We start from the raw sequence: 19363 nt of genomic DNA, 5'->3' as shown, positions 1-19363 counted from the left end.
GAGATTCAACGTGGACCATTCGACGGTCTTTCGCGCGATGATGCCCGGATTGACGAGTGCTGCCGACAGGCGGATCGTCGTCGCGCATCCTTGCTTCCCTGCGCCTTTGCCGCTCCTGCGACTCGACCGGCGCGGGCTCGTGTTCCGCGCCGACGATGCGCTGCCGCGCGTGCCTGGCGTGCCGTATCCGGCGACGCTCCTGACCGGCAACGAGCCGCTGTGCTCGTTGCGCCTCGTGATTCGCGAGATCGACGCGGCGGCGGACGGCCGCAACGATCTGACGATGCAGCCGTCCGCCGCCGCGGGCGACGCGCTGTTCTGGCACGCGCTGCGCGACCGCGCGTCCTACCGGCACATCCAGGGACCACTCGCGCCCGTCGCCGCGCCCTGGCCGGAGGCGGACAACGAGGCGCGCCTGTCGCGCAGCGCGGCGTTTCGCCTCACCTGCCGAAGCGACGCGCTGTTTTTCGCGGACTGGCTCGAATACCACTTCGACGAGTTCCGCGCGCTCGCGCATCAGCGCGCGCCGCACCTGCAACTCAACGAGATCGAACGCAAGCTGAACGACGACGAGGTCGGCGTGCGATTCGTCTACGACATCGACAGCCATACGCTCCGGCATGTGCTGAACGACTGCACGCGCGCGGCATGCGCGTGGATCGAAACGGAGATGCGGGACAAGTTCGCATTGCCGATCGCGCACGAGCGCTTCGGCGAACATCGCTTGCGCGAAACGGCGGGGCGGTAGCGGGCAAGGGGGCGCGACAGTACGCCACCCCTGCAAAGCCGTTGCAAATGCACAACAAGGACTTGCCATGTCTAGGGTTTTCCCCTAAATTAGCACCTGTCTCCTCCATGTCTCCAAACATGGATTCAGCCCGCTCAAGCAGCGGGCTTTTTTCTTTTCTGCGTCGGCGCACGGGCCGACGCTTGCCAGCCGTCATCGCCGCGGAACGCGGAGACAGTCGCGCGACGCCCACCGTCGGGGCTTGCACCCCAGCCCTCAGAGAGCACACAGCCGCGCGCACAGCCCGCCCGCCTCGCGGGCATCGACACCCCCGGCGAGGCGCGGCCTCGTGGACGGCCGGGCCATGCGTTATTCGTTTTCTTCGAAATAGTGGCCGAACTTCGCCTGCTTGGTGCGGATATAACGCTCGTTTTCCTCGCGCACCGGCACCGCGAGCGCGACGCGCTCGCACACCGGGATGCCGTGCTTCACGAGCGTGTCGAATTTCTTCGGGTTGTTGCTCATCAGCCGAACCGACGTCACGCCGAGGATCCGCAGGATCGCGGCGGCCGAATCGTATTCGCGGGCGTCGTCCGGCAGGCCCAGGTCGAGATTCGCCTCGACGGTGTCGCGGCCCTGCTCCTGCAGCGCATAGGCGCGGATCTTGTTGCTCAGCCCGATGCCGCGCCCTTCGTGACCGCGCAAGTACAGCAACACGCCGCACCCTTCCGCGGCGATGTAACGCAACGCCAGATCCAGTTGCTCGCCGCAGTCGCAGCGGTACGAGCCGAATACGTCACCCGTCAGACATTCGGAGTGGAGCCGCGTCAGCACGGACTGCTGGCCGGCCACCTCGCCCGCCACGAGCGCGAGATGCTCGGCATCGCTGCCCGCGACACGAAATGCGTACGACGTGAAGGTGCCGTAACGCGTGGGAAGCGAGGCGGTGGCCACGAGCGTCACGCACTCGTCGGCCCGGCCATCGCCCGCCTGGGGCGGTTGGGGACGCGAAGACATCATGAATTGAATCGAACGATTAGAAATTAAGGAATGTTCTGGATGGCACGTGACGGAAGTTTACCGCTAATCTGCAATCTGCAACGCGCGTGCCGTTGCCGGCCCGATCTATACTGGTCTCACCGGGCGACACGCAGCACGTTCCGTCTTCCCTTTATCGCCCAGCACACGGAGGAAGCGTATGAGTACGACTGTCGCGCAGATTCTCAGAGCCAAGCCGGATTCGGGCCGTACCGTCTACACCGTCAGGAAGACCGATCTCGTCTACGACGCCATCAGGCTGATGGCGGAAAAAGGCATCGGCGCACTGCTGGTGATGGACGGCGACGACATCGCGGGCATCGTCACCGAGCGCGACTACGCGCGCAAGATCGTGCTGCTGGATCGCTCGTCGAAGGCCACGCGGGTCGAGGAAATCATGACCGCCAAGGTGCGCTACGTCGAGCCGCAGCAATCGAGCGACGCGTGCATGGCGTTGATGACCGAACACCGGATGCGCCACCTCCCCGTGCTCGACGACGGCAAGCTGATCGGCCTCATCTCGATCGGCGACCTGGTCAAGAGCGTGATCGCCGATCAGCAGTTCACGATCAGCCAGCTCGAGCGCTACATCCACGGCACGCCCGCGGTCACGTCCGTCTGAACGCCGCGCATCCCAGCAAAAAAGGCCCAAACGCGATACGCGTCTGGGCGTAAAGCCGCCGGGATGCGGCGACGGAGGTCCTGCCCGTTTCTGCCGCGAAAGCAGCACGCCATTCGCGCGCAAGCGCATCGTCGTGCCGCGCTCGTCGACAGTTCCGTGTTCGTTACTGGCCGAAGTAGATCGAGTTGACCGGGTTCGGCGCCGACATCATGCGGCGGCCCGACTGGCCCTCGCTCGCCGGCATCGCACCGAAACCGCTCGTGTCCGCGCGGGCCAGCGTCTGCTGTTGCGCCGGCTGGATGCGCGCCTCGGCAGCCTGGATGTTGGCCGGATACTGCGCATCGCTGGCTTCGGGCTGGTAGCCGTTCCGCTCGAGCTGGAGAAGCTCGGCCTTGACCTGGTCGCGCGTGACCGGCTCGCCCGCCTGTGCGAACGACGCGAGCGGGACGGCAAGCGCGGATGCGGCAATTGCCGCGTAGATGATCGACTTCATGGTGACTTACCTCCGAAACTTGTTGTGTTATGGCGTCGCTCCCGGCAGCACTGTCCGAAGCGATTGAATCCAGTCTAGCCGCCACCCCACCAAGGGGAAACCCTTTGTTTCGACACAAACTGTTTCGGAAACAGCAAATATGTTTAACCATTACGCGAACATTGGCATTCCAATTGCATCATTTCGGCAACAATCTCTTGCAAATGGCTGACACGCTGGCCTGCAGGGTTTGTCAGAATATGTTGTAAAATCGTAAGATTGCATTTCCATCGACGATTCACGCCCCATCATGCGCGCCCGCTCACCCTCCGCTCCTTCGCCGCTCGGTTCGGCCGGCGCGCGCGCACACGCCGGCACGCCGGCCCCGTTCCGCACTCGACGCATGGCTTCGGCTCCGCTGGCCGATGCCCGGCGCTTGATCTGACGGCCCAGTCTCCTTTCCGGAGCCGCCGCCAGGCAGGCTCCGGGCGATCCACACAGGTAAGCCACGCCTGCCCTGCCGATCATTTGGAGAATTGCCATGAAGAAACGCCTTTACCAGTTGACTGAACTCGACGTCGCGCGCCTCGAAAAACACGCCGAGCACAACCCGCGCTTCCAGAGCCTGCTCGATACGCTGCTCGAGCACGCCGACATCGTCGAGCCGGACGCCATCAAGTCGAACGTCGTCACGATGAATTCGACGATCACGCTCGTCGACGAAGCCACGCAGGACCGCACGACCTGGACGATCGTCTATCCGGAAGACGCCAGCCTCGAGCACGGGCGCCTGAACGTCTTCTCGCCGGTGGGCATGGCGCTGCTCGGCACGCAGCGCGGCCAACTGGTGAAGGTGATGCAGCCCAGCGGCATCGAGAAGCCGATGAAGGTCGTCGAAATCGTGTTCCAGCCGGAGGCCAACGGCGAATACACGCGCTGACGCGGCGGCCGCGCGCCGCTGGCGGCGCGGGTTCCGCCCACCATGACGAAGCGAGGCGCCGCGGACGGGCCTCGCTTTTTTGCATCTGGAGAACGGCGGCACGCGTCATGCGTGAGCTGGCGCACGGCAACCGTCGCATTCGTTGCGCGCATAAAAAAAGCCGCCCGAAGGCGGCTTTTTCGAAGCTGGTTACCCAGCCGTCACGCTTAGAAGCGGTGACGCAGACCAACCGTTGCTGCGGTTTGGTTGATCGACGAGCTCAGCTGATCGCTCAGAGCACCGCCGTTGTAGATGGCTGCGTTCGCGCCGCTTGCACGCTGGTACACAGCTTGTGCGTACACGTCGGTGCGCTTCGACAGCGCGTAGTCAGCCTGCAGGCCGACTTGGTTCCAGTGAGCGCTGGTATCGCCACCCAGGCGAGCGTTCGTGTACGTGTAAGCAATGCCCAGACCCAGAGCCGGCGTCAGGTTGTACTTGCCGTTGACTTCGTAGTTGTCAGCGCGGACCGAGCCGGTGACCGTGCTGTCGAGGCGCGATTGCGTCCATGCTGCGCCGACTTCTGCCGGGCCGAATGCATACGATGCGCCAGCACCGTACGTGCGCACGCGACCTTGCACGTTCACTGCGTCAATCGCGCCGTTCGCCGCCGTACCCGGGTTGTTCGCTTGCGAGAACGCACCCGCGACCTTCAGGCCTTGGAACTGGTACGACACGCCGCCGCTGTATGCACGGTTGTTGCCGAAGTTCGTGTTGTTCGAGAACGAGTACGTGCCGCCGAATTGCAGGCCAGCGTAGTTCGCGCTCGCGAACTTGATGGTGTTGTTAGCTGCGTAGCCGCCGTCCGTGCTCAGGTTGTCGTTGTTGAGCGGGTGAGCGAAGTACGTGCCACCCCAGCTGCCCGTTGCGGTCAGCGGAGCGAGGTAGTCCTGGACGGAGTCATACTGACGGCCCAGCGTAACCGTGCCGTAGTTGCTCGACAGGCCAACGAAAGCCTGGCGGTTGAACATGCCGTTGTTGTTCGCGAAGCGGCCGTTACCGATGTTGAAGCCGCTTTCCAACGTGAAGATTGCCTTCAGGCCGCCACCGAGGTCTTCCGAACCACGCAGGCCGAAGCGGCTTTGGTCGATGCCATTGCCCATCGCCCAGCGATCCTTGCTGGCGACGTTGCTTTGGTACGTGATGCCTGCGTCGAGCACGCCGTACAGCGTGACGCTGCTTTGCGCGTGAGCGACGGTTGCGAACGATGCTGCAGCTGCTGCAACGATCAGAGTCTTCTTCATTCGTGGAGCTCCCTTCTATAAAAAGAGGCAGGTCTTGCGACCTGTTTCAGTAAACGGTCTGCAACCGCCCGGAAACGCCATCGGTCCTGCTGGCTGCGCCCGGATAGTTGCCCGTTCTGGAACCGTGAGTTTAGGGGTGTACCCTAGGGCCGCCATTCGCAAATAAAGAAATAACTTTTTCCTGATTTAGAAATAATCCCCCCGCACGAACCCCATAAGTATTTGTTTTGACAATATTTTTTGCCATCTTGACGTGGGCTTTTTGGTCACCTCCATCCAACCATTCTTTCATGTCACTGTCTTGACGGTTGCATATAAACAACAAACGGCGTGCGAGGAGGTCAGTGAATCCGGCAATTTTTACCGAATTCTACCCGGAAGGTCAAAGTGCCCTGACATCGGCGCAACACCCGCGCGAGTCAGCGGCGGCGGCCAGGTGCGCCGATCGGTCGCAGCCCATGGCGGCTGGCGACGCCCGCGGCGCACCCGACGCCCGGCCCGCCGGCTGTCCATTGCCCGTCCAGGCCACACCGGCGGCCCCGCGGGCTTTCCTGTAACGGGCGCCCCGGCCGCTCGCCTCCTCGGCTACGACACGAACGCCGCCGCCCGTATCTATATATATAGGCGAACGGATAGACTGACGCCCGGCGGAACACGGAACGCACCGCCGGCCCGCGGATGCTCAAGAGTGGTAAGCGGTTTCGCCGTGCGCGCTGACGTCGAGCCCTTCGCGCTCGTCCTCCTGCTCGACGCGCAGGCCGATCGTCATGTCGACCAGCTTGAACGCGACGACCGACACGACGGCCGACCAGACGAGCGACGTGCCGACGCCCCAGCACTGCGCGATCAGCTGGTCGACGATGTGATAGTCGGCCACCTTGTTCGCGACATAGTCGTAGACGCCCGTGCCGCCGAGCGACGGCGACGCGAAGACGCCGGTCAAGAGCGCGCCCGTGATTCCGCCAAGGCAGTGCACACCGAATACGTCGAGCGAATCGTCGACGCCGATCAGGCGCTTGAGCCCGTTCACGCCCCAATAGCACACCACGCCCGCGATCAGGCCCATCGCGATCGCGCCCATCGGGCCGACGAAACCGCATGCGGGCGTGATCACGACGAGGCCCGCGATCGCGCCCGACACCGCGCCGAGCATCGACGGCTTCTTCTTCATCGTCCACTCGACGAATGTCCACGAGACCGTGGCCGCGCACGTCGCGAGCAGCGTCGTCACGAACGCCAGCGTGGCCGCGCCGCTGGCCTCGAGCGCGGAGCCGACGTTGAAGCCGAACCAGCCGACCCACAGCAGCGACCCGCCGATCATCGTCATGGTCAGGCTGTGCGGCGCCATCGTCTCGCGGCCGAACCCGACGCGCTTGCCGATCATGATCGCGCCGACGAGCGCGGCGATCCCGGCATTGATGTGAACGACAGTGCCGCCGGCGAAATCGATCGCGCCCTTCTGGAACAGGAAGCCCGCCGTCGCGGTGGCCTTGTCGCCCGCCGCCGCGCTCGTGTATGCGTCCGGGCCGGCCCAGTACCAGACCATGTGCGCGATCGGCAGGTACGAGAACGTGAACCACAGCACCATGAACATCAGCACTGCGGAGAACTTCGCACGCTCGGCGATGCCGCCGACGATCAGCGCGGGCGTGATCGCGGCGAACGTCAGCTGGAACGACACGTAGATGAATTCCGGAATCACGACGCCCTTGCTGAACGTCGCGGCAGTCGAATCCGGCGTGATGCCGACGAGAAACGCCTTGCCGAGACCGCCGAAGAACGCGTTGCCCTCGGTGAACGCAATGCTGTATCCGTACACGGCCCACAGCACGCCGAGCACGCAGAACACCACGAGCGTCTGCATCAGGATCGACAGCATGTTCTTCGCGCGCACCATGCCGCCGTAAAAGAGCCCGAGCCCGGGCGCCGCCATCATCACGACGAGCAGCGTCGCGACGATCATCCAGGCCGTGTCGCCCTTGTTCGGCACGGGCGCCACGCCCGCCGCGACGCCGTCCGCCAGCGCGGGCGCGGCGAACGCCGCGAGCCCGAGCAATGCAAGCCATCCGATTACTCTTTTCATTCGTCGATTCCTCGAAAATGGCGACGCGGGCGTTCTCGCAAAGCCTGCGTCGTCGCAAAACGGATCAGGCGGACCGCCCGCATGGCCGGCCCGGACGGGGTTGCGGCGCGATGCACGCGGCCCGGTGCGCGTCAGTCGCGCTGCCTCGGTATCCACGACGTGCCGGCGAGCGGCACCCGCGCCATCGCGGCCGACTCGACCGTCAGCGCGACGAGATCCTCCGGCTCCAGGTGGTGCACGTTCTGCTTGCCGCACGCGCGCGCGATGGTCGCCAGCTCCATGTTCAGCGTCTTCAGGTAGTTGCGTACCCGGCGCGCGCCTTCCTCGGGATACACGCGCTGCTCGAGCACCGCGTCCTGCGTCGTCACGCCGACCGGGCACTTGCCCGTATGGCAGTGGTGGCAGAACCCCGGCGACGTGTTCAGCGCCGCATAGTCCGCCACGGCCGAATGCAGCGCGCCATCCTGGAAATACGTGTCGCCGTTGCAGCCGAGCGCCATCAGCACGCCCTGCCCGATCGCCACCGCGTCCGCGCCGAGCGCGAGCGCCTTCGCGACATCGGCGCCGGTACGGATGCCGCCGGACACGATCAACTGCACCTGGCCTTTCATGTTCAGGTCCTCGAGCGCGTCGACGGCCTGGCGAACCGCGGCGAGCGTCGGGATGCCGACGTTCTCGATGAAGCAGGTCTGCGTGGCGGCGGTGCCGCCCTGCATCCCGTCGACCACGACGACGTCCGCGCCCGCATGCACCGCGAGCTTCACGTCGTTGAACGTGCGCGTCGCGCCGACCTTCACGTAGATCGGCTTCTCCCAGTCGGTGATCTCGCGCAGCTCCTGGATCTTGATCGCGAGATCGTCCGGGCCGGTCCAGTCAGGATGGCGGCTCGCGGAGCGCTGGTCGACGCCCGCCGGCAGCGTGCGCATCGCGGCCACGCGCGGGTTGACCTTCTGCCCGAGCAGCATGCCGCCGCCGCCCGGCTTCGCGCCCTGGCCGATCACGACCTCGATCGCGTCGGCGCGGCGCACGTCGTCGGGATTGAACCCGTAGCGCGACGGCAGGCATTGATAGACGAGCGTCTTCGACGAGCGGCGCTCCTCCTGGGTCATGCCGCCGTCGCCGGTCGTCGTCGACGTGCCGGCCGCCGTCGCGGCGCGGCCGAGCGCCTCCTTCACGTTCGCCGACAGCGCGCCGAAGCTCATGCCGGCGACCGTGATCGGCATGTCGAGCACGATCGGCTTCTTCGCGAAGCGGGTGCCGAGCACGGTCTCGGTCGAGCACTTCTCGCGATAGCCTTCGAGCGGATAGCGCGACAGCGATGCGCCGAGGAACAGCAGGTCGTCGAAATGCGGCACCGGCCGCTTCGCCCCGAGCCCGCGGATCTCGTAAAGACCGCGCTGGGCGGCCGTGTGGATGTAGTCGATCGTCTTGCGGTCGTAACCGTGCGACTCTTCGTGCTGCAAGCGAGCGAAATGAATGGGTTTGGCTTCCATGGCGTTTTCCCGAACAGGCAGTGGATTCAATATTCCTGGTCCGCGTCTGCGTTCCAGTGATACAGCGTGCGGGCCGACGCGATGCGCCTGAACGCACGCGGGTCGTGATCCAGGCCGGCCGCGTCGAGCAGCGCGGCGACCGCGCTGACATCCGCGTCGCTCATCGGCTCGAACTGCGCGTCGGCGCCGAGCGATTTCACCTCGCCCTTCACGTACAGCACGGCCTCGTACAGCGAATCGCCGAGCGCGTCGCCGGCGTCGCCGCAGATCACCATGCGCCCGGCCTGCGCCATGAACGCGGAGAAGCTGCCGACCGAACCGCCGACGACGATGTCGCCGCCCTTCAGCGAAATCCCGCAGCGCAGCCCGGCGTCGCCGTCGATCACGAGCAGCCCGCCGTGCGCGGACGCGCCCGCGCCGTTCGACGCGAAGCCCTTCACGTGCACCTTGCCGCTCATCATGTTCTCGGCGACGCCGGTGCCGGCGCTGCCGTCGATCACGATCGACGCATGCTTGTTCATGCCGCCCGCGTAGTAGCCGGCATGTCCTTCGATGCGGATCTTCACGTCGGCATCGACGCCGACCGCGATGTTGTGCGCACCGTTCGGCGACGTCACGACGACCTCCTTGCCCGCGAGCGCGTCCGCGCTGCCGTGCAGGAATTGGTTGACGTCCCTGATCGATGCGTGCTCAAGGTCGAATGTCACGCGTTCCATACATACATCTCCTCGGGTGCGGGTTCGAATACCTTCGCGTTCTTGATGTCCGGCAGATGCGCGAGCGAGCGGAACTCGGACGCGATCGCGACGTAGTCGTCGTTCTCGGCGACGACGGCGGGCTTGCACGCGAACGGATCGCGGATCAGCGCCAGCTCGGTCGTGGTGCCCATCAGGAACGTGTAGAAGCCGTCGAGCTCCTCGAAGCCCTTCTGCAGCGCGACCGGCAGCGCGTCGCCCTCGCGCAGCCGCCATTCGAGGAAGCGGCACGCGGCCTCGGTGTCGTTGTCGGTGTCGAAATGGATGCCCTTCGGCTCGAGCTTGCGGCGCACCCCGTACGGGTTCGACAGCGAGCCGTTGTGCACGAGGCAGAAATCCTCGCCGGCCGTAAACGGGTGCGCGCGATCGGGCGTCACGGCCGACTCGGTCGCCATCCGCGTGTGGCCGACGAGGTGCGAGCCCTTCAGGCCGGCGAACGCATAGCGGTCGGCGACCTCGGCGGGCGAGCCGATGTCCTTGTACAGATCGATCGAGCGCCCCGCCGACAGCACGTAAATGCGCGGGTAGTGCTCCTGCAGCCAGTGCCGGGCCGTGTCGGCCTGTCCCTGGACGGTCAGCACCGCATGATTGCGCTTTGCCTCGATGCGCGCCGTGGCGTCGAGCGACGCGTTCAGGCGATCGAGCAGCACGTCCCACGGGAAATGCTCACCCTCGTCCGTGAAGCCGGAGTACAGGCTGAGCTTGCGCTGGCTCGCGCCGACCGCATCGCCGAACACGGCGAGGCCGGCCGAATCCGGGCCGCGCTCGGTCATGCCGATCAGCATCGGCACCATCAGCTCGCCGAGCCGCTCGCGCAATGCCGGTGTCTTCACCAGCAATCCTACGATTCCGCACATGTTGTTCTCCTTAAAAAAAATCGAGGTACTGCCTGACTTCCCAATCCGATACGTGGCGCATGTATTCGAGCCACTCCATGCGCTTGAGCTTGAGGAATTCGTCGGCCACCGGCCCGAGCGCGTCGAGGATCAGCCGATCGGATTCGAGCGCATCGAGTGCTTCGCCGAGGTTTTGCGGCAGCACGCCGATGCCGTGCTCGCGAAGCTTCTGCGCCGGCCACTCGTACAGGTTCTCGTTCGCGGGAGTGCCCGGCGACAGGCCGCGGTCGATGCCGTCCAGGCCGGCCGCGATCACCGCCGCCGTCGCGAGATACGGGTTGCATGCGCCGTCGGGCAGGCGCAGCTCGATCCGGCCGCCGGGCATGCGCACCATCGTCGAGCGGTTGTTGTCGCCATAGCTGATGTAGGCCGGCGCCCAGGTCGCGCCGGTCAGCGAGCGGCCGACGACGAGACGCTTGTACGAGTTCACGGTCGGGTTGCAGAGCGCGGTCAGCGCCGGCGCGTGCGCCAGCAGGCCGGCGGTGAACTGGTAGCCGAGCGCCGACAGGCCCATGCCGAGCGGATCGGCCGAATCCGCGAACAGGTTGCGCTCGCCGTCGCCGATCGACATGTGCATGTGCATGCCGTTGCCGGGGCGGTTCGCGAACGGCTTCGGCATGAACGAGCAGATCATCCCGAGCTCGTTCGCGATCTCCGACGCGGCCATCTTGAAGAACACGTAGTGGTCGCACGACGTCAGGCAGTCGGTGTACGTGTAGTTGATCTCGAACTGGCCGTTCGCGTCCTCGTGGTCGATCTGGTAGACGTCGATGCCGACCGCGCGCAGCGCCTCGGTGAGCCGCTCGAGGAACACCCGGGTGCGCGACAGGCCCTTGTAGTCGTAGCACGGCTTCGCGAGCGTGTCGCTCGGATCGCACGGCTCCAGCGTGCCCGACGCCGAGCGCTTCAGCAGCGAGAACTCCGGCTCGAGCCCGGTGAACAGCGTCCAGCCCCGCTCGGACAGGCGCGCGGCCTGGCGCTTGAGCGTCACGCGGGAGTCGAACACCCACGGCGCGCCGTCGACGTGGCCGTCGCAGACGATCCGCGCGAGGCCCGGCTGCCACGGCACCGGCGTGAGCGTCGCGAGATCGCCGACCGCCATGTAGTCCGGCCCGTTCGGCTCGATGCCGACACCCCAGATCGCGAAACCGGCAAAGCCCGCGCCCGCCTTCAGCACGCTGCCCAGGTGCGCGACCGGCACCGACTTCGCCTTGGCCACGCCGTGAATATCGACGAATTGCGCGAGCACGTACTTCACGCCCTGCTGCGTGAGGTACGCCTGCGCTTCGTCCGCGGAGTCGAAGCGGGGTACGCTTCCGAGCACGTTGACCGGCAACTTGCTCGCATCGTTCAGGTTCATCGTCACTCCTTCCAGCTACGTCCTTCGATGATTTAAGGAAACCGCCCGACACCCGGACGGCCCGTCTGCGCGACACGTGCAAGCGCCGGATGGGGCGCGCTGCAGGCATGTCCGCAGTGTGCGGAGGAATTTATTGTCATGCAATAATAATTCCTGCCATGAAACTCTCGGTGCGCACGTCGGCGGCTCCGGGGCCGCCGGCGCGCATACCGCGATCTGCTAACCTTGTCCTTTTTCCGAGGTGACGATGCACCCCGCAGACGACAGCAAGACACCGCTCGAACGCTATCTCGGCTCGACGATCCGCGAGCTTCGCCAGCGCCACGGCCTGACCATCGCGCAGGTCGCGCAGCAGGCCGGCATCAGCCGCGGCATGCTCTCGAAGATCGAGAACGCGCAGACTTCAACCGGCCTCGACGTCCTCCACCGGATCGCGCAGGCGCTCGGCGTCTCCATCTCCACGCTGTTCCGCAACTTCGACGTCCCCCAGGGCGGCGCCCAGCTCGTGAAGAAAGGCGCCGGCATGGAGGTGGTCCGCAAGGGCACGAAAAGCGGCCACACCTACCATCTGCTCGCGTACGACCAGGGCCCCCGCAAGCTCTTCGAGCCGTTCCTGATCACGATGGAGGACCAGGCCGAACGCTTTCCGGTGTTCGAGCATCCCGGCACCGAGTTCATCCACATGCTCAAGGGCGTGATCGAGTACCGGCACGGCCAGCAGACCTACGTGCTGCATCCGGGCGACACCCTGACGTTCCGCGCCGATGTTCCGCACGGCCCGGAACGCCTGATCAAGACCCCGATCCAGTTCCTGTCGATCTTCGTCTACGGCCAGCCCGCCGAAGAGTGAGCCTGCCGCCGCAACACATGATGCAAGCTCTGTGCCATGTTTATCATCAGGAATAAAAGATTCCCACTGATAAACACTTTGAGCGGCGTCGGGCGTATTCGTCATCGGCTTCATGCGCGGGCTCTGCCTGTCGAAGGTGCGGTCCCGGAGTGAATGCGGTGCAGCGTCGCACTGAAACGGGAACCACGGTTACGAAGATGTATCAGCAATCCTTATGCTGCGGCCGGCAGCGACGCGAGCGCGTCGAGCGCCGCCTCGATCATCCGGCGCAACGTCGGCTCGACGGCCGCCGCGCGCGCCGCGTCGTACGCGAACGGAGACGTCTCGCTCATGTAGGTCGACTGGCACATCTCGAGCTGGATCGCGTGCACGCCGCGCGACGGCTCGCCGAACCTGCGGGTGATATAGCCGCCTTTGAAGCGGCCGTTCGCGACCGACGCATATGCGCTTGCAGCGGCCTCGCGCTCGACCGCGGCCTGCACGGACGGCGCGGCGGTCCGGCCGTCCTGCGTGCCGATGTTCAGGTCCGGCAGCTTCCCGTCGAACAGCCTCGGCAGCACGCTCGCGATCGAGTGCGCCTCCCATAGCAGCACGTGGTCGTGACGCGCCCGCAGCCGCGCCAGCTCGGCTTCCAGCGCCGCGTGATACGGCCGCCAGTACGCGGCGACCCGGCGCGCCTTTTCCTGCACGTCGGGCGCGCGGCCTTCCCGGTAGACCGGCTCGCCGCGAAACGTCTCGGCCGGGCACAGGCCCGTCGTCGTCTGGCCCGGGTAAAGGCTCTCGTCGCCGGGCGGGCGATTGAGGTCGATCACATAGCGCGACACCGTCGCGCCGAGCACGGTCGCGCCGAGCGCCGACGCGAACCCGTACAGGCGGTCGAGGTGCCAGTCGGTGTCGGCGAGCGTCAGCGCGGCGTCGGAATACGCGTCGCGCAGCGGCGCCGGGATCGCCGCACCCAGGTGCGGAATCGAAATCAGCAGCGGCGCGTCGCCACGCCGCAATGTATACAGGTCGCTCATCACGGGCTCCATACGGATCAAAGCAGCGCGTCGTCGGGCAGCTGCGGCAAGGCGCGCGCGAGCGCCGGCCGGATCGAACGGTCGATCACGGTCCGCGTCAGCGCGACGATCTCCTTGACGAAGTCCTCCCACTCGCCCTGCCGGTGCAACAGAAAGAAATCACGCCGTCCCAGCCGCCCGGACGGTAGCGGCAGCACGGCGATCTCGCCGAGGTAATGCCGCGCCTGCCACAGGCACAGCGGCGTCGAGATCGCGAAGCCGAGCCGCGCGCTCACGAGGCTCAGCAACGGGTCCGTCGCGTCGAATTCGAAGCGTCTCGGGCTGTCGATGCCGAGGTGGCGCGCGAACCGTTCGACCTGCTGGCCGATCACGGAGCGCGCCGTGTAGCGGATCAGCGGCAGCTCGGCCGCGAGCGCGCGCCAGTCGAGCGGCGCACGGCCGGCCAGGTGGCTGCGCGCGACGACGGCGACGAACGCCTCGGAGAACAGCGGCACCTCGACGATGCGCGCGTCGCTGAGCGCGATTTGCGTGCACACCGCGACGTCGAGTTCCCGGTCGTGCAGCTGCTTGCCGAGGCCCGGCGTCAGGCCGGACCACATCGAAATCTGCCTGGACGTGCCCGACACCGCGCGGATCAGCTCCGGGCCGACCGTCGCCGCGAACGAATCGACGCAGCCGAGCCGCACCGGCAGGCGGCCCGCGTCCGATGCGTCGCCGACCTGCGTGCTCACCCGCTGCGCGTGTTCGAGCAGCGGGCCGGCGAGCTCGAGCAGCGCGCGCCCGGCAATGTTGGGCCGCGGCGGGCGGCTGTCGCGATCGAACAGCACCGCGCCCTGGTCGCGCTCGAGCGCGGATATCGCCTGGCTGACCGCGCTCTGGCTCACGCCGATGCGCCTCGCCGCGGCGGTCATCGAGCCGGTCTCGCACACGGCGACGAATGCCTGCAGGGCGCGCAGGTCAATGGGGGGCGGGGTACGTCTCATCGTTACTCTGATCCCATGCAAAGCGGTCGACCGCAGTTAGCGCTTCAGCGCTTGCTGCGGCCCCATGCAAAGCCGTTGGCCGTCGAAAGCGGCCGATCCGGCAACACGGAATCGATGGTGCCCCGGATCGGGCGATGCGGGCGCTCGATCCGCACTTCCGCGCACGCGTCATAAGTTTGCCTAATACAAAATTCCGCCACCGCCCCGTTCCCTAGAATCGGCTCACCGCCTACCCAGAGGGAAACCATGAGCCACTACGACTTCATCGTGATCGGCGCCGGCGTGATCGGCGCATCGGTCGCCCATCACCTCGCGTCGCTCGGCGCCGCCAACGTGCTCGTCGTCGAGCGCGGCACGATCGGCGCCGGCACCACATCGCAATCGTCCGGCCTGCTGCGCACGCATTATTCGGTCCGCCAGAACGTCGAGCTGGCGCGCGCGTCGTGGTGGGCATTCAACAATTTCGCCGAATATGTCGGCGACGACGAGGCGTCGTGCGGCCTCGTCAAGTGCGGCTACATGATCTGCGCGCCCGACGGCGACAAGCTCGACCCGCTGCGCGCGTCGCTCGACGCACAGCGCGCGATGGACATCGAGGTCCGGCTGCTCGACCGGAACGAGGCGCACGAGCGCCTGCCGATCGCGCAATTCGACGACGCCGCGCTGATCGGCTTCGAGCCGGAAGCCGGTTTCGCCGACGCGTACCTCGTCGCGACGAGCTTCGCGAAATCGGCGCGCCGGCGCGGCGTGAAGATCCTCGAAGGCACTACCGTCACGGGGATCGTGCGCGACGGCCGCCGCATCGTCGGCGTCGACACGAGCGCGGGCCGCTTCACCTGCGGCACGCTGGTCAGCACGCAGAACATCTGGACGCCCGAGCTGTCGGGCTGGATCGGCGTGCCGCTGCCCGTCAAGCCGGAACGGCATACCGTGCTCGCGCTCGAATGCGATGCGCGCTACACGTTCAAGATGCCGGCGTTCAAGGATCTCGGCTCGCCCGGCATGCTGTATTACCGCAGCTACGGCGGCGCCCAGATGCTCGTATCCGAGGGCGTGGTCGGCGAGACGCTGAACGCGCCCGAGACCGAACAGGGCGACATCTCGCTCGATTACGTCGCCGAGGTCGGCGCGCAGGTCGCCGAGCGCTTCCCGGCCTACGAGACGGCCGGGCTCGCGTCGTCGTGGACCGGCGTCTACGACGTCACGCCCGACTGGAATCCGGTGCTCGGCAATGTCGGCGACATCGAAGGGCTCGTCGTCGGCTTCGGCTTCTCCGGCCACGGCTTCAAGCTGTCGCCCGGCATCGGCAAGCTGCTCGCGCAGCACGCGCTCGGCCTGCCGACCGACGTGTCGCTCGCGCCCTACGCGCTCGAGCGCTTCGCGACCGGCGCGCTGCTCACCGGCAAGTACGGCCTCGGCGCCGTGTCCTGATTCAACCCGCTTCGACGAGACATTGCCATGACCCTCAAGATACTCGTGCCCGTCAAGCGCGTCGTCGATCCGAACGTGCGCGTGCGCGTCGGCACGTCCGGCGCGATCGAGACGGCCGGCCTCAAGATGTCCATCAACCCGTTCGACGAATGCGCGCTCGAAATGGCGCTGCGCCTGCGCGAGGCCGGCCACGCCGCGCACGTGAGCGTCGTCACGTGCGGCTCGCCGGCCGGCCAGGACGTGCTGCGCACCGGCCTCGCGATGGGCGCGGACGATGCGATCCTGATCGACGCAGGCGATGCCGCCGCGTCGCTCGATCCGCTCGGCGTCGCACGCCTGCTGAAGGCGTTCCTCGATACCTCGCCGTACGACCTCGTGCTCTGCGGCAAGCAGGCGATCGACGACGACACGGGCGGCGTCGCGCCGATGCTCGCCGGCCTGCTCGGCTGGCCGCAGGGGCTCGACGCGACGGCGCTCGCGCGCGACGGCGACGGCTGGCGCGTCACCTGCGGCGACGACAGCGGCACCGCGACCTGGCGGCTGTCCGGGCGCGCCGTGGTCAGCGCCGACCTGCGCCTCGCCGAGCCGCGGCGCGTCACGTTGCCGAGCATCATCAAGGCGAAACAGAAGCCGCTCGCGGTCGTCGAGGCCGCGCGATTCGGGATCGACCTCGCGCCGGCGTCGCAGACGGTCCGGCTCGAAGAGCCGGCCGTGCGCCGCGCGGGCGAGCGCGTCGCCGATATCGACGCGCTCGTCGCCGCCCTCGCGTCACACCATGTCTTTGTTCATTCCGGAGCCTCCGCATGAGAACGCTCGTCATCGCAGAAACGACCGCCGACGGCCTGCTGGGCGACGCGCTCAGGCGCGTCGTCAGCGCCGTGCAGGCATGCCGCCGGCCGGTCGACGTGCTCGTCACCGATCCCGACGCCGCCGCGCAGGCTGCGCTGATCGACGGCGTCGACCGGATTCTTCTGGCGGACGCGGCCACCGCGCTCACGCCCGAGCGGCTCGCGGCCCAGCTGGCCGCGCTGGCGCCGGGCTATGCGGCGATCGCGGCCGCGCACCGCACGCTCGGCCGCAACGCGTTGCCGCGCGCCGCCGCGCTCGCCGGCGCGGCGTTCGTCGCCGACGTGACCGGCGTGACCGACGACGGCCGGTTCGTCCGCGGCCTGTATGCGGGCAGCGTCGTCGCGACGGTGGCCAGCGCGCGCGACACGACCTTCCTGACCGTGCGCGCGTCGTCGTTCGCCGCCGCAGGCGACCGGGCGTCGCCGGCTCCGGTCGTCTCGCTCGACGCGCCGCCCGAATTCGCCGCGACGACGCTGCTTGAACGGCACGGCGCGCAGTCGAGCGGGATCGACCTCGCGAATGCGCCGATCGTCGTCTCGGGCGGGCGCGGGCTCGCGTCGGGCGACAACATGGCGCGGCTCGGCGCGCTCGCGTCACGGCTCGGCGCGGCGCTCGGCGCATCGCGCGCGGCCGTCGACGCAGGCTACGCGCCGAACGCGATCCAGGTCGGGCAAACCGGGAAGACCGTCGCGCCCGACGTCTATGTCGCGTTCGGAATCTCCGGCGCGGTCCAGCATCTGGCCGGGATGAAGGACTCGAAGCTCATCGTCGCCGTCAACAAGGACGCCGACGCGCCGATCTTCTCGTTCGCCGACATCGGCTTCGTCGGCGACCTGTTCGACGTGATGGCCGCGCTCGAGCGCCACGTCGGCGCGGGAGGCGTCGCATGACGCTCGCGCATCGTGCCGCGGCGACCGGACCGGGGCGTTCGGCCGCGTCCGCCCATGCCGCTGGCGGCCACGCGGCGCCGCACTACCCGGGCGTGCGGTTCGTCGACTGCACGCGGATCGCGCCCGAGGCCTGGGCGAACGGCGCGGGCGTCACGCGCATGATCGCGCGCCGCGCCGGCGCCGACGGCGACGCCGACTGGCGGATCAGTCTCGCGACGCTCGAAGGGTCGGCCCGCTTCTCGCAGTTTCCGGGGATCGACCGTACGCTCGTGCCGGTCGACGACGCGAGCGTCGAGCTGCACCTGCAGGACGGGCACCTGATCGCCCTGCCCACACAGCCGGCGCACTTCCCCGGCGACCTGCTGATGTGGACGAGCGGCATCGTGCGGCCGACCCACGTGCTGAACGTGATGACGCGCCGTGCCGCGTGCCGCGCCGCCGTCGTCGTCACGACGCATTCGCGCCGCATCACGCCCGCGCCGACGCATCTGCTGATCTGCGCGGCCGGCCAGTGGCACGTCGGCAGCGCGCTGCTCAGCACGCAAACCCTTGTGCCGCTGCATGGCCTGTGGCTGGAGGGGCGCGGCGAAGAACTCGACCTGCGCCCCGCCGCGCCCGAATCCCGGCTGATCTCGATCGCGATCGAGCCGGCCGCTCCCTGACCGTTACTCATTGCCCGTTCATGACACACGCCTCGCTTATCGAATCGTACGGTCCGCGCGAATCCATGGAATACGACGTCGTGATCGTCGGCGGCGGCCCGGCCGGGCTGTCGGCGGCGATCCGGCTCAAGCAGCTCGCCGCCGAGAAAGGCGCCGAGATCGGCGTGTGCGTGCTCGAGAAGGGCTCCGAAATCGGCGCGCACATCCTGTCCGGCGCGGTGATGGACCCGCGTGCGATCACCGAGCTGATCCCCGACTGGAAGGAACAGGGCGCGCCGCTGACCGTCGACGTGACGGAAGACCGCTTCCTGTTCCTGTCCGAGACGGGCGCGAAGGCGGTGCCGAACTGGGCGCTGCCGGCCAACTTCCAGAACCACGGCAACTACGTGATCAGCCTCGGCAACGTCACGCGCTGGCTCGGCCAGCAGGCGGAGGCGTTGGGCGTCGAGATCTTCCCGGGCTTCCCGGCTGCCGAGATTCTGTATCACGAAGACGGCTCGGTGAAAGGCGTCGCGACCGGCAACATGGGCGTGGGCAAGGACGGCGAGCCGACCGAGAACTTCCAGCTCGGCATGGAACTGCACGCGAAGTACACGCTGTTCGCCGAAGGCTGCCGCGGGCATCTGGGCCGTCAGTTGATCTCCAAATTCAAGCTCGACGCGAACGCCGATCCGCAGGCGTACGGGATCGGCATCAAGGAACTGTGGGAGATCGACCCGGCGAAGCACCAGCCGGGCCTCGTGATCCACACGGCCGGCTGGCCGCTGAAGTCGGACACCTACGGCGGCTCGTTCCTGTACCACATGGACAACAACCAGGTGGTGGTCGGCTTCGTGGTGGGCCTCGGCTACACGAACCCGTACCTGTCGCCGTTCGAGGAGTTCCAGCGCTACAAGACGCACCCGGAAATCCGCAAATTCCTCGAAGGCGGCAAGCGGGTGTCGTACGGCGCGCGCGCGATCACCGCGGGCGGGCTGCTGTCGCTGCCGAAAACGGTGTTCCCGGGCGGCGCG

At 67.2% G+C, this 19363-nt stretch carries 20 protein-coding genes; 9 read left to right on the top strand and 11 right to left on the bottom strand.

Going from position 1 to position 19363, the window contains the following annotated elements; all coding sequences use genetic code 11:
- Positions 1 to 10: 10 nt before the first annotated feature.
- On the top strand, positions 11 to 748 hold the full coding sequence (locus LIG30_RS19030) for a hypothetical protein (protein WP_038714480.1): 738 nt from the start codon (positions 11 to 13) through the stop codon (positions 746 to 748).
- Positions 749 to 1096: 348 nt separating this feature from the next.
- Here the strand turns inward: LIG30_RS19030 and ribA are convergent, their stop codons facing one another.
- Positions 1097 to 1747, bottom strand: a complete 651-nt coding sequence (ribA, locus tag LIG30_RS19025; protein WP_038714478.1) for a GTP cyclohydrolase II — start codon at positions 1745 to 1747, stop codon at positions 1097 to 1099.
- A gap of 178 nt (positions 1748 to 1925) precedes the next feature.
- On the opposite strand from ribA, the gene LIG30_RS19020 reads away from it, so the two are divergent.
- Entirely contained in the window at positions 1926 to 2387 is a 462-nt protein-coding gene (locus LIG30_RS19020) for a CBS domain-containing protein (RefSeq protein ID WP_038714476.1), read from the top strand.
- Positions 2388 to 2550: 163 nt separating this feature from the next.
- On the opposite strand, the gene LIG30_RS19015 is transcribed toward LIG30_RS19020, so the two are convergent.
- Positions 2551 to 2880 carry a DUF4148 domain-containing protein gene (locus LIG30_RS19015; protein ID WP_038714474.1) on the bottom strand — a complete coding sequence of 110 codons (330 nt, stop codon included), beginning with the start codon at positions 2878 to 2880 and terminating at the stop codon, positions 2551 to 2553.
- 520 nt (positions 2881 to 3400) lie between these two features.
- Between LIG30_RS19015 and LIG30_RS19010 the strand changes: the two genes are divergently transcribed.
- Positions 3401 to 3799 (top strand): GreA/GreB family elongation factor, encoded by a 399-nt coding sequence (locus tag LIG30_RS19010; RefSeq protein ID WP_038714471.1) that lies wholly within the window; start codon positions 3401 to 3403, stop codon positions 3797 to 3799.
- A 206-nt stretch (positions 3800 to 4005) separates the two neighbouring features.
- Here LIG30_RS19010 and LIG30_RS19005 read toward each other — a convergent pair whose 3' ends face one another.
- The 7 genes from LIG30_RS19005 to glnT form a co-directional block, all read right to left on the bottom strand.
- Entirely contained in the window at positions 4006 to 5079 is a 1074-nt protein-coding gene (locus LIG30_RS19005) for a porin (protein ID WP_038714469.1), read from the bottom strand.
- 130 nt (positions 5080 to 5209) lie between these two features.
- On the bottom strand, positions 5210 to 5371 hold the full coding sequence (locus tag LIG30_RS26840; RefSeq protein ID WP_160326711.1) for a hypothetical protein: 162 nt from the start codon (positions 5369 to 5371) through the stop codon (positions 5210 to 5212).
- Positions 5372 to 5761: 390 nt separating this feature from the next.
- The gene (locus tag LIG30_RS19000) at positions 5762 to 7162 is read right to left on the bottom strand and encodes an ammonium transporter (RefSeq protein ID WP_038714468.1); all 1401 of its coding nucleotides are present in this window, start codon (positions 7160 to 7162) and stop codon (positions 5762 to 5764) included.
- A gap of 131 nt (positions 7163 to 7293) precedes the next feature.
- Complete coding sequence (locus LIG30_RS18995) at positions 7294 to 8655, bottom strand: FMN-binding glutamate synthase family protein (protein ID WP_038714467.1); 1362 nt, start codon at positions 8653 to 8655, stop codon at positions 7294 to 7296.
- A gap of 26 nt (positions 8656 to 8681) precedes the next feature.
- On the bottom strand, positions 8682 to 9371 hold the full coding sequence (locus tag LIG30_RS18990) for a protein glxC (protein WP_038714464.1): 690 nt from the start codon (positions 9369 to 9371) through the stop codon (positions 8682 to 8684).
- The gene (locus LIG30_RS18985) at positions 9359 to 10267 is read right to left on the bottom strand and encodes a class II glutamine amidotransferase (protein ID WP_038714462.1); all 909 of its coding nucleotides are present in this window, start codon (positions 10265 to 10267) and stop codon (positions 9359 to 9361) included. The genes LIG30_RS18990 and LIG30_RS18985 overlap by 13 nt, the downstream gene beginning before the upstream one ends.
- Before the next feature lie 10 nt (positions 10268 to 10277).
- Positions 10278 to 11666: a type III glutamate--ammonia ligase gene (gene glnT, locus LIG30_RS18980; RefSeq protein WP_235510337.1), complete on the bottom strand. Its 1389-nt coding sequence runs from the start codon at positions 11664 to 11666 to the stop codon at positions 10278 to 10280.
- Positions 11667 to 11913: 247 nt separating this feature from the next.
- Here glnT and LIG30_RS18975 point away from each other — a divergent pair, with 247 nt between their 5' ends.
- Positions 11914 to 12516 (top strand): helix-turn-helix domain-containing protein, encoded by a 603-nt coding sequence (locus tag LIG30_RS18975; protein WP_038714460.1) that lies wholly within the window; start codon positions 11914 to 11916, stop codon positions 12514 to 12516.
- A gap of 212 nt (positions 12517 to 12728) precedes the next feature.
- Here LIG30_RS18975 and hutG read toward each other — a convergent pair whose 3' ends face one another.
- Both hutG and LIG30_RS18965 read right to left on the bottom strand, forming a co-directional pair.
- On the bottom strand, positions 12729 to 13535 hold the full coding sequence (gene hutG / locus LIG30_RS18970) for an N-formylglutamate deformylase (RefSeq protein ID WP_038714590.1): 807 nt from the start codon (positions 13533 to 13535) through the stop codon (positions 12729 to 12731).
- A gap of 17 nt (positions 13536 to 13552) precedes the next feature.
- On the bottom strand, positions 13553 to 14518 hold the full coding sequence (locus tag LIG30_RS18965) for a LysR family transcriptional regulator (protein WP_038714459.1): 966 nt from the start codon (positions 14516 to 14518) through the stop codon (positions 13553 to 13555).
- Between the two features lie 246 nt (positions 14519 to 14764).
- Between LIG30_RS18965 and LIG30_RS18960 the strand changes: the two genes are divergently transcribed.
- The 5 genes from LIG30_RS18960 to LIG30_RS18940 form a co-directional block, all read left to right on the top strand.
- Positions 14765 to 15949, top strand: coding sequence for an NAD(P)/FAD-dependent oxidoreductase (locus tag LIG30_RS18960; RefSeq protein ID WP_038714458.1), 1185 nt, complete (start codon positions 14765 to 14767; stop codon positions 15947 to 15949).
- A 27-nt stretch (positions 15950 to 15976) separates the two neighbouring features.
- Positions 15977 to 16756: an electron transfer flavoprotein subunit beta/FixA family protein gene (locus tag LIG30_RS18955; RefSeq protein WP_038714456.1), complete on the top strand. Its 780-nt coding sequence runs from the start codon at positions 15977 to 15979 to the stop codon at positions 16754 to 16756.
- Positions 16753 to 17688 (top strand): electron transfer flavoprotein subunit alpha/FixB family protein, encoded by a 936-nt coding sequence (locus tag LIG30_RS18950; protein ID WP_038714454.1) that lies wholly within the window; start codon positions 16753 to 16755, stop codon positions 17686 to 17688. The genes LIG30_RS18955 and LIG30_RS18950 overlap by 4 nt, the downstream gene beginning before the upstream one ends.
- Positions 17685 to 18350 (top strand): HutD/Ves family protein, encoded by a 666-nt coding sequence (locus tag LIG30_RS18945; protein WP_038714453.1) that lies wholly within the window; start codon positions 17685 to 17687, stop codon positions 18348 to 18350. Before LIG30_RS18950 ends, LIG30_RS18945 begins: the two co-directional genes overlap by 4 nt.
- Positions 18351 to 18370: 20 nt before the next feature.
- Positions 18371 to 19363: NAD(P)/FAD-dependent oxidoreductase (locus LIG30_RS18940; RefSeq protein WP_038714588.1), on the top strand; the 993-nt coding region annotated here is incomplete at its 3' end.

The sequence above is a fragment of the Burkholderia sp. lig30 genome (assembly GCF_000687455.2).
Classification (GTDB): domain Bacteria; phylum Pseudomonadota; class Gammaproteobacteria; order Burkholderiales; family Burkholderiaceae; genus Burkholderia.
This window is presented reverse-complemented; position numbering and strand designations above follow the sequence as displayed.

Coding starts and splice junctions, on each gene's coding strand:
- LIG30_RS19010 (WP_038714471.1), top strand. CDS start 3,401: ATGAAGAAACGCCTTTACCAGTTGACTGAACTCGACGTCGCGCGCCTC.
- glnT (WP_235510337.1), bottom strand. CDS start 11,666: ATGAACCTGAACGATGCGAGCAAGTTGCCGGTCAACGTGCTCGGAAGC.
- LIG30_RS19000 (WP_038714468.1), bottom strand. CDS start 7,162: ATGAAAAGAGTAATCGGATGGCTTGCATTGCTCGGGCTCGCGGCGTTC.
- LIG30_RS18990 (WP_038714464.1), bottom strand. CDS start 9,371: ATGGAACGCGTGACATTCGACCTTGAGCACGCATCGATCAGGGACGTC.
- LIG30_RS18975 (WP_038714460.1), top strand. CDS start 11,914: ATGCACCCCGCAGACGACAGCAAGACACCGCTCGAACGCTATCTCGGC.
- hutG (WP_038714590.1), bottom strand. CDS start 13,535: ATGAGCGACCTGTATACATTGCGGCGTGGCGACGCGCCGCTGCTGATT.
- LIG30_RS18945 (WP_038714453.1), top strand. CDS start 17,685: ATGACGCTCGCGCATCGTGCCGCGGCGACCGGACCGGGGCGTTCGGCC.
- LIG30_RS19015 (WP_038714474.1), bottom strand. CDS start 2,880: ATGAAGTCGATCATCTACGCGGCAATTGCCGCATCCGCGCTTGCCGTC.
- ribA (WP_038714478.1), bottom strand. CDS start 1,747: ATGATGTCTTCGCGTCCCCAACCGCCCCAGGCGGGCGATGGCCGGGCC.
- LIG30_RS18955 (WP_038714456.1), top strand. CDS start 15,977: ATGACCCTCAAGATACTCGTGCCCGTCAAGCGCGTCGTCGATCCGAAC.
- LIG30_RS19020 (WP_038714476.1), top strand. CDS start 1,926: ATGAGTACGACTGTCGCGCAGATTCTCAGAGCCAAGCCGGATTCGGGC.
- LIG30_RS18950 (WP_038714454.1), top strand. CDS start 16,753: ATGAGAACGCTCGTCATCGCAGAAACGACCGCCGACGGCCTGCTGGGC.
- LIG30_RS19005 (WP_038714469.1), bottom strand. CDS start 5,079: ATGAAGAAGACTCTGATCGTTGCAGCAGCTGCAGCATCGTTCGCAACC.
- LIG30_RS18965 (WP_038714459.1), bottom strand. CDS start 14,518: ATGAGACGTACCCCGCCCCCCATTGACCTGCGCGCCCTGCAGGCATTC.
- LIG30_RS18985 (WP_038714462.1), bottom strand. CDS start 10,267: ATGTGCGGAATCGTAGGATTGCTGGTGAAGACACCGGCATTGCGCGAG.
- LIG30_RS18960 (WP_038714458.1), top strand. CDS start 14,765: ATGAGCCACTACGACTTCATCGTGATCGGCGCCGGCGTGATCGGCGCA.
- LIG30_RS26840 (WP_160326711.1), bottom strand. CDS start 5,371: ATGAAAGAATGGTTGGATGGAGGTGACCAAAAAGCCCACGTCAAGATG.
- LIG30_RS18995 (WP_038714467.1), bottom strand. CDS start 8,655: ATGGAAGCCAAACCCATTCATTTCGCTCGCTTGCAGCACGAAGAGTCG.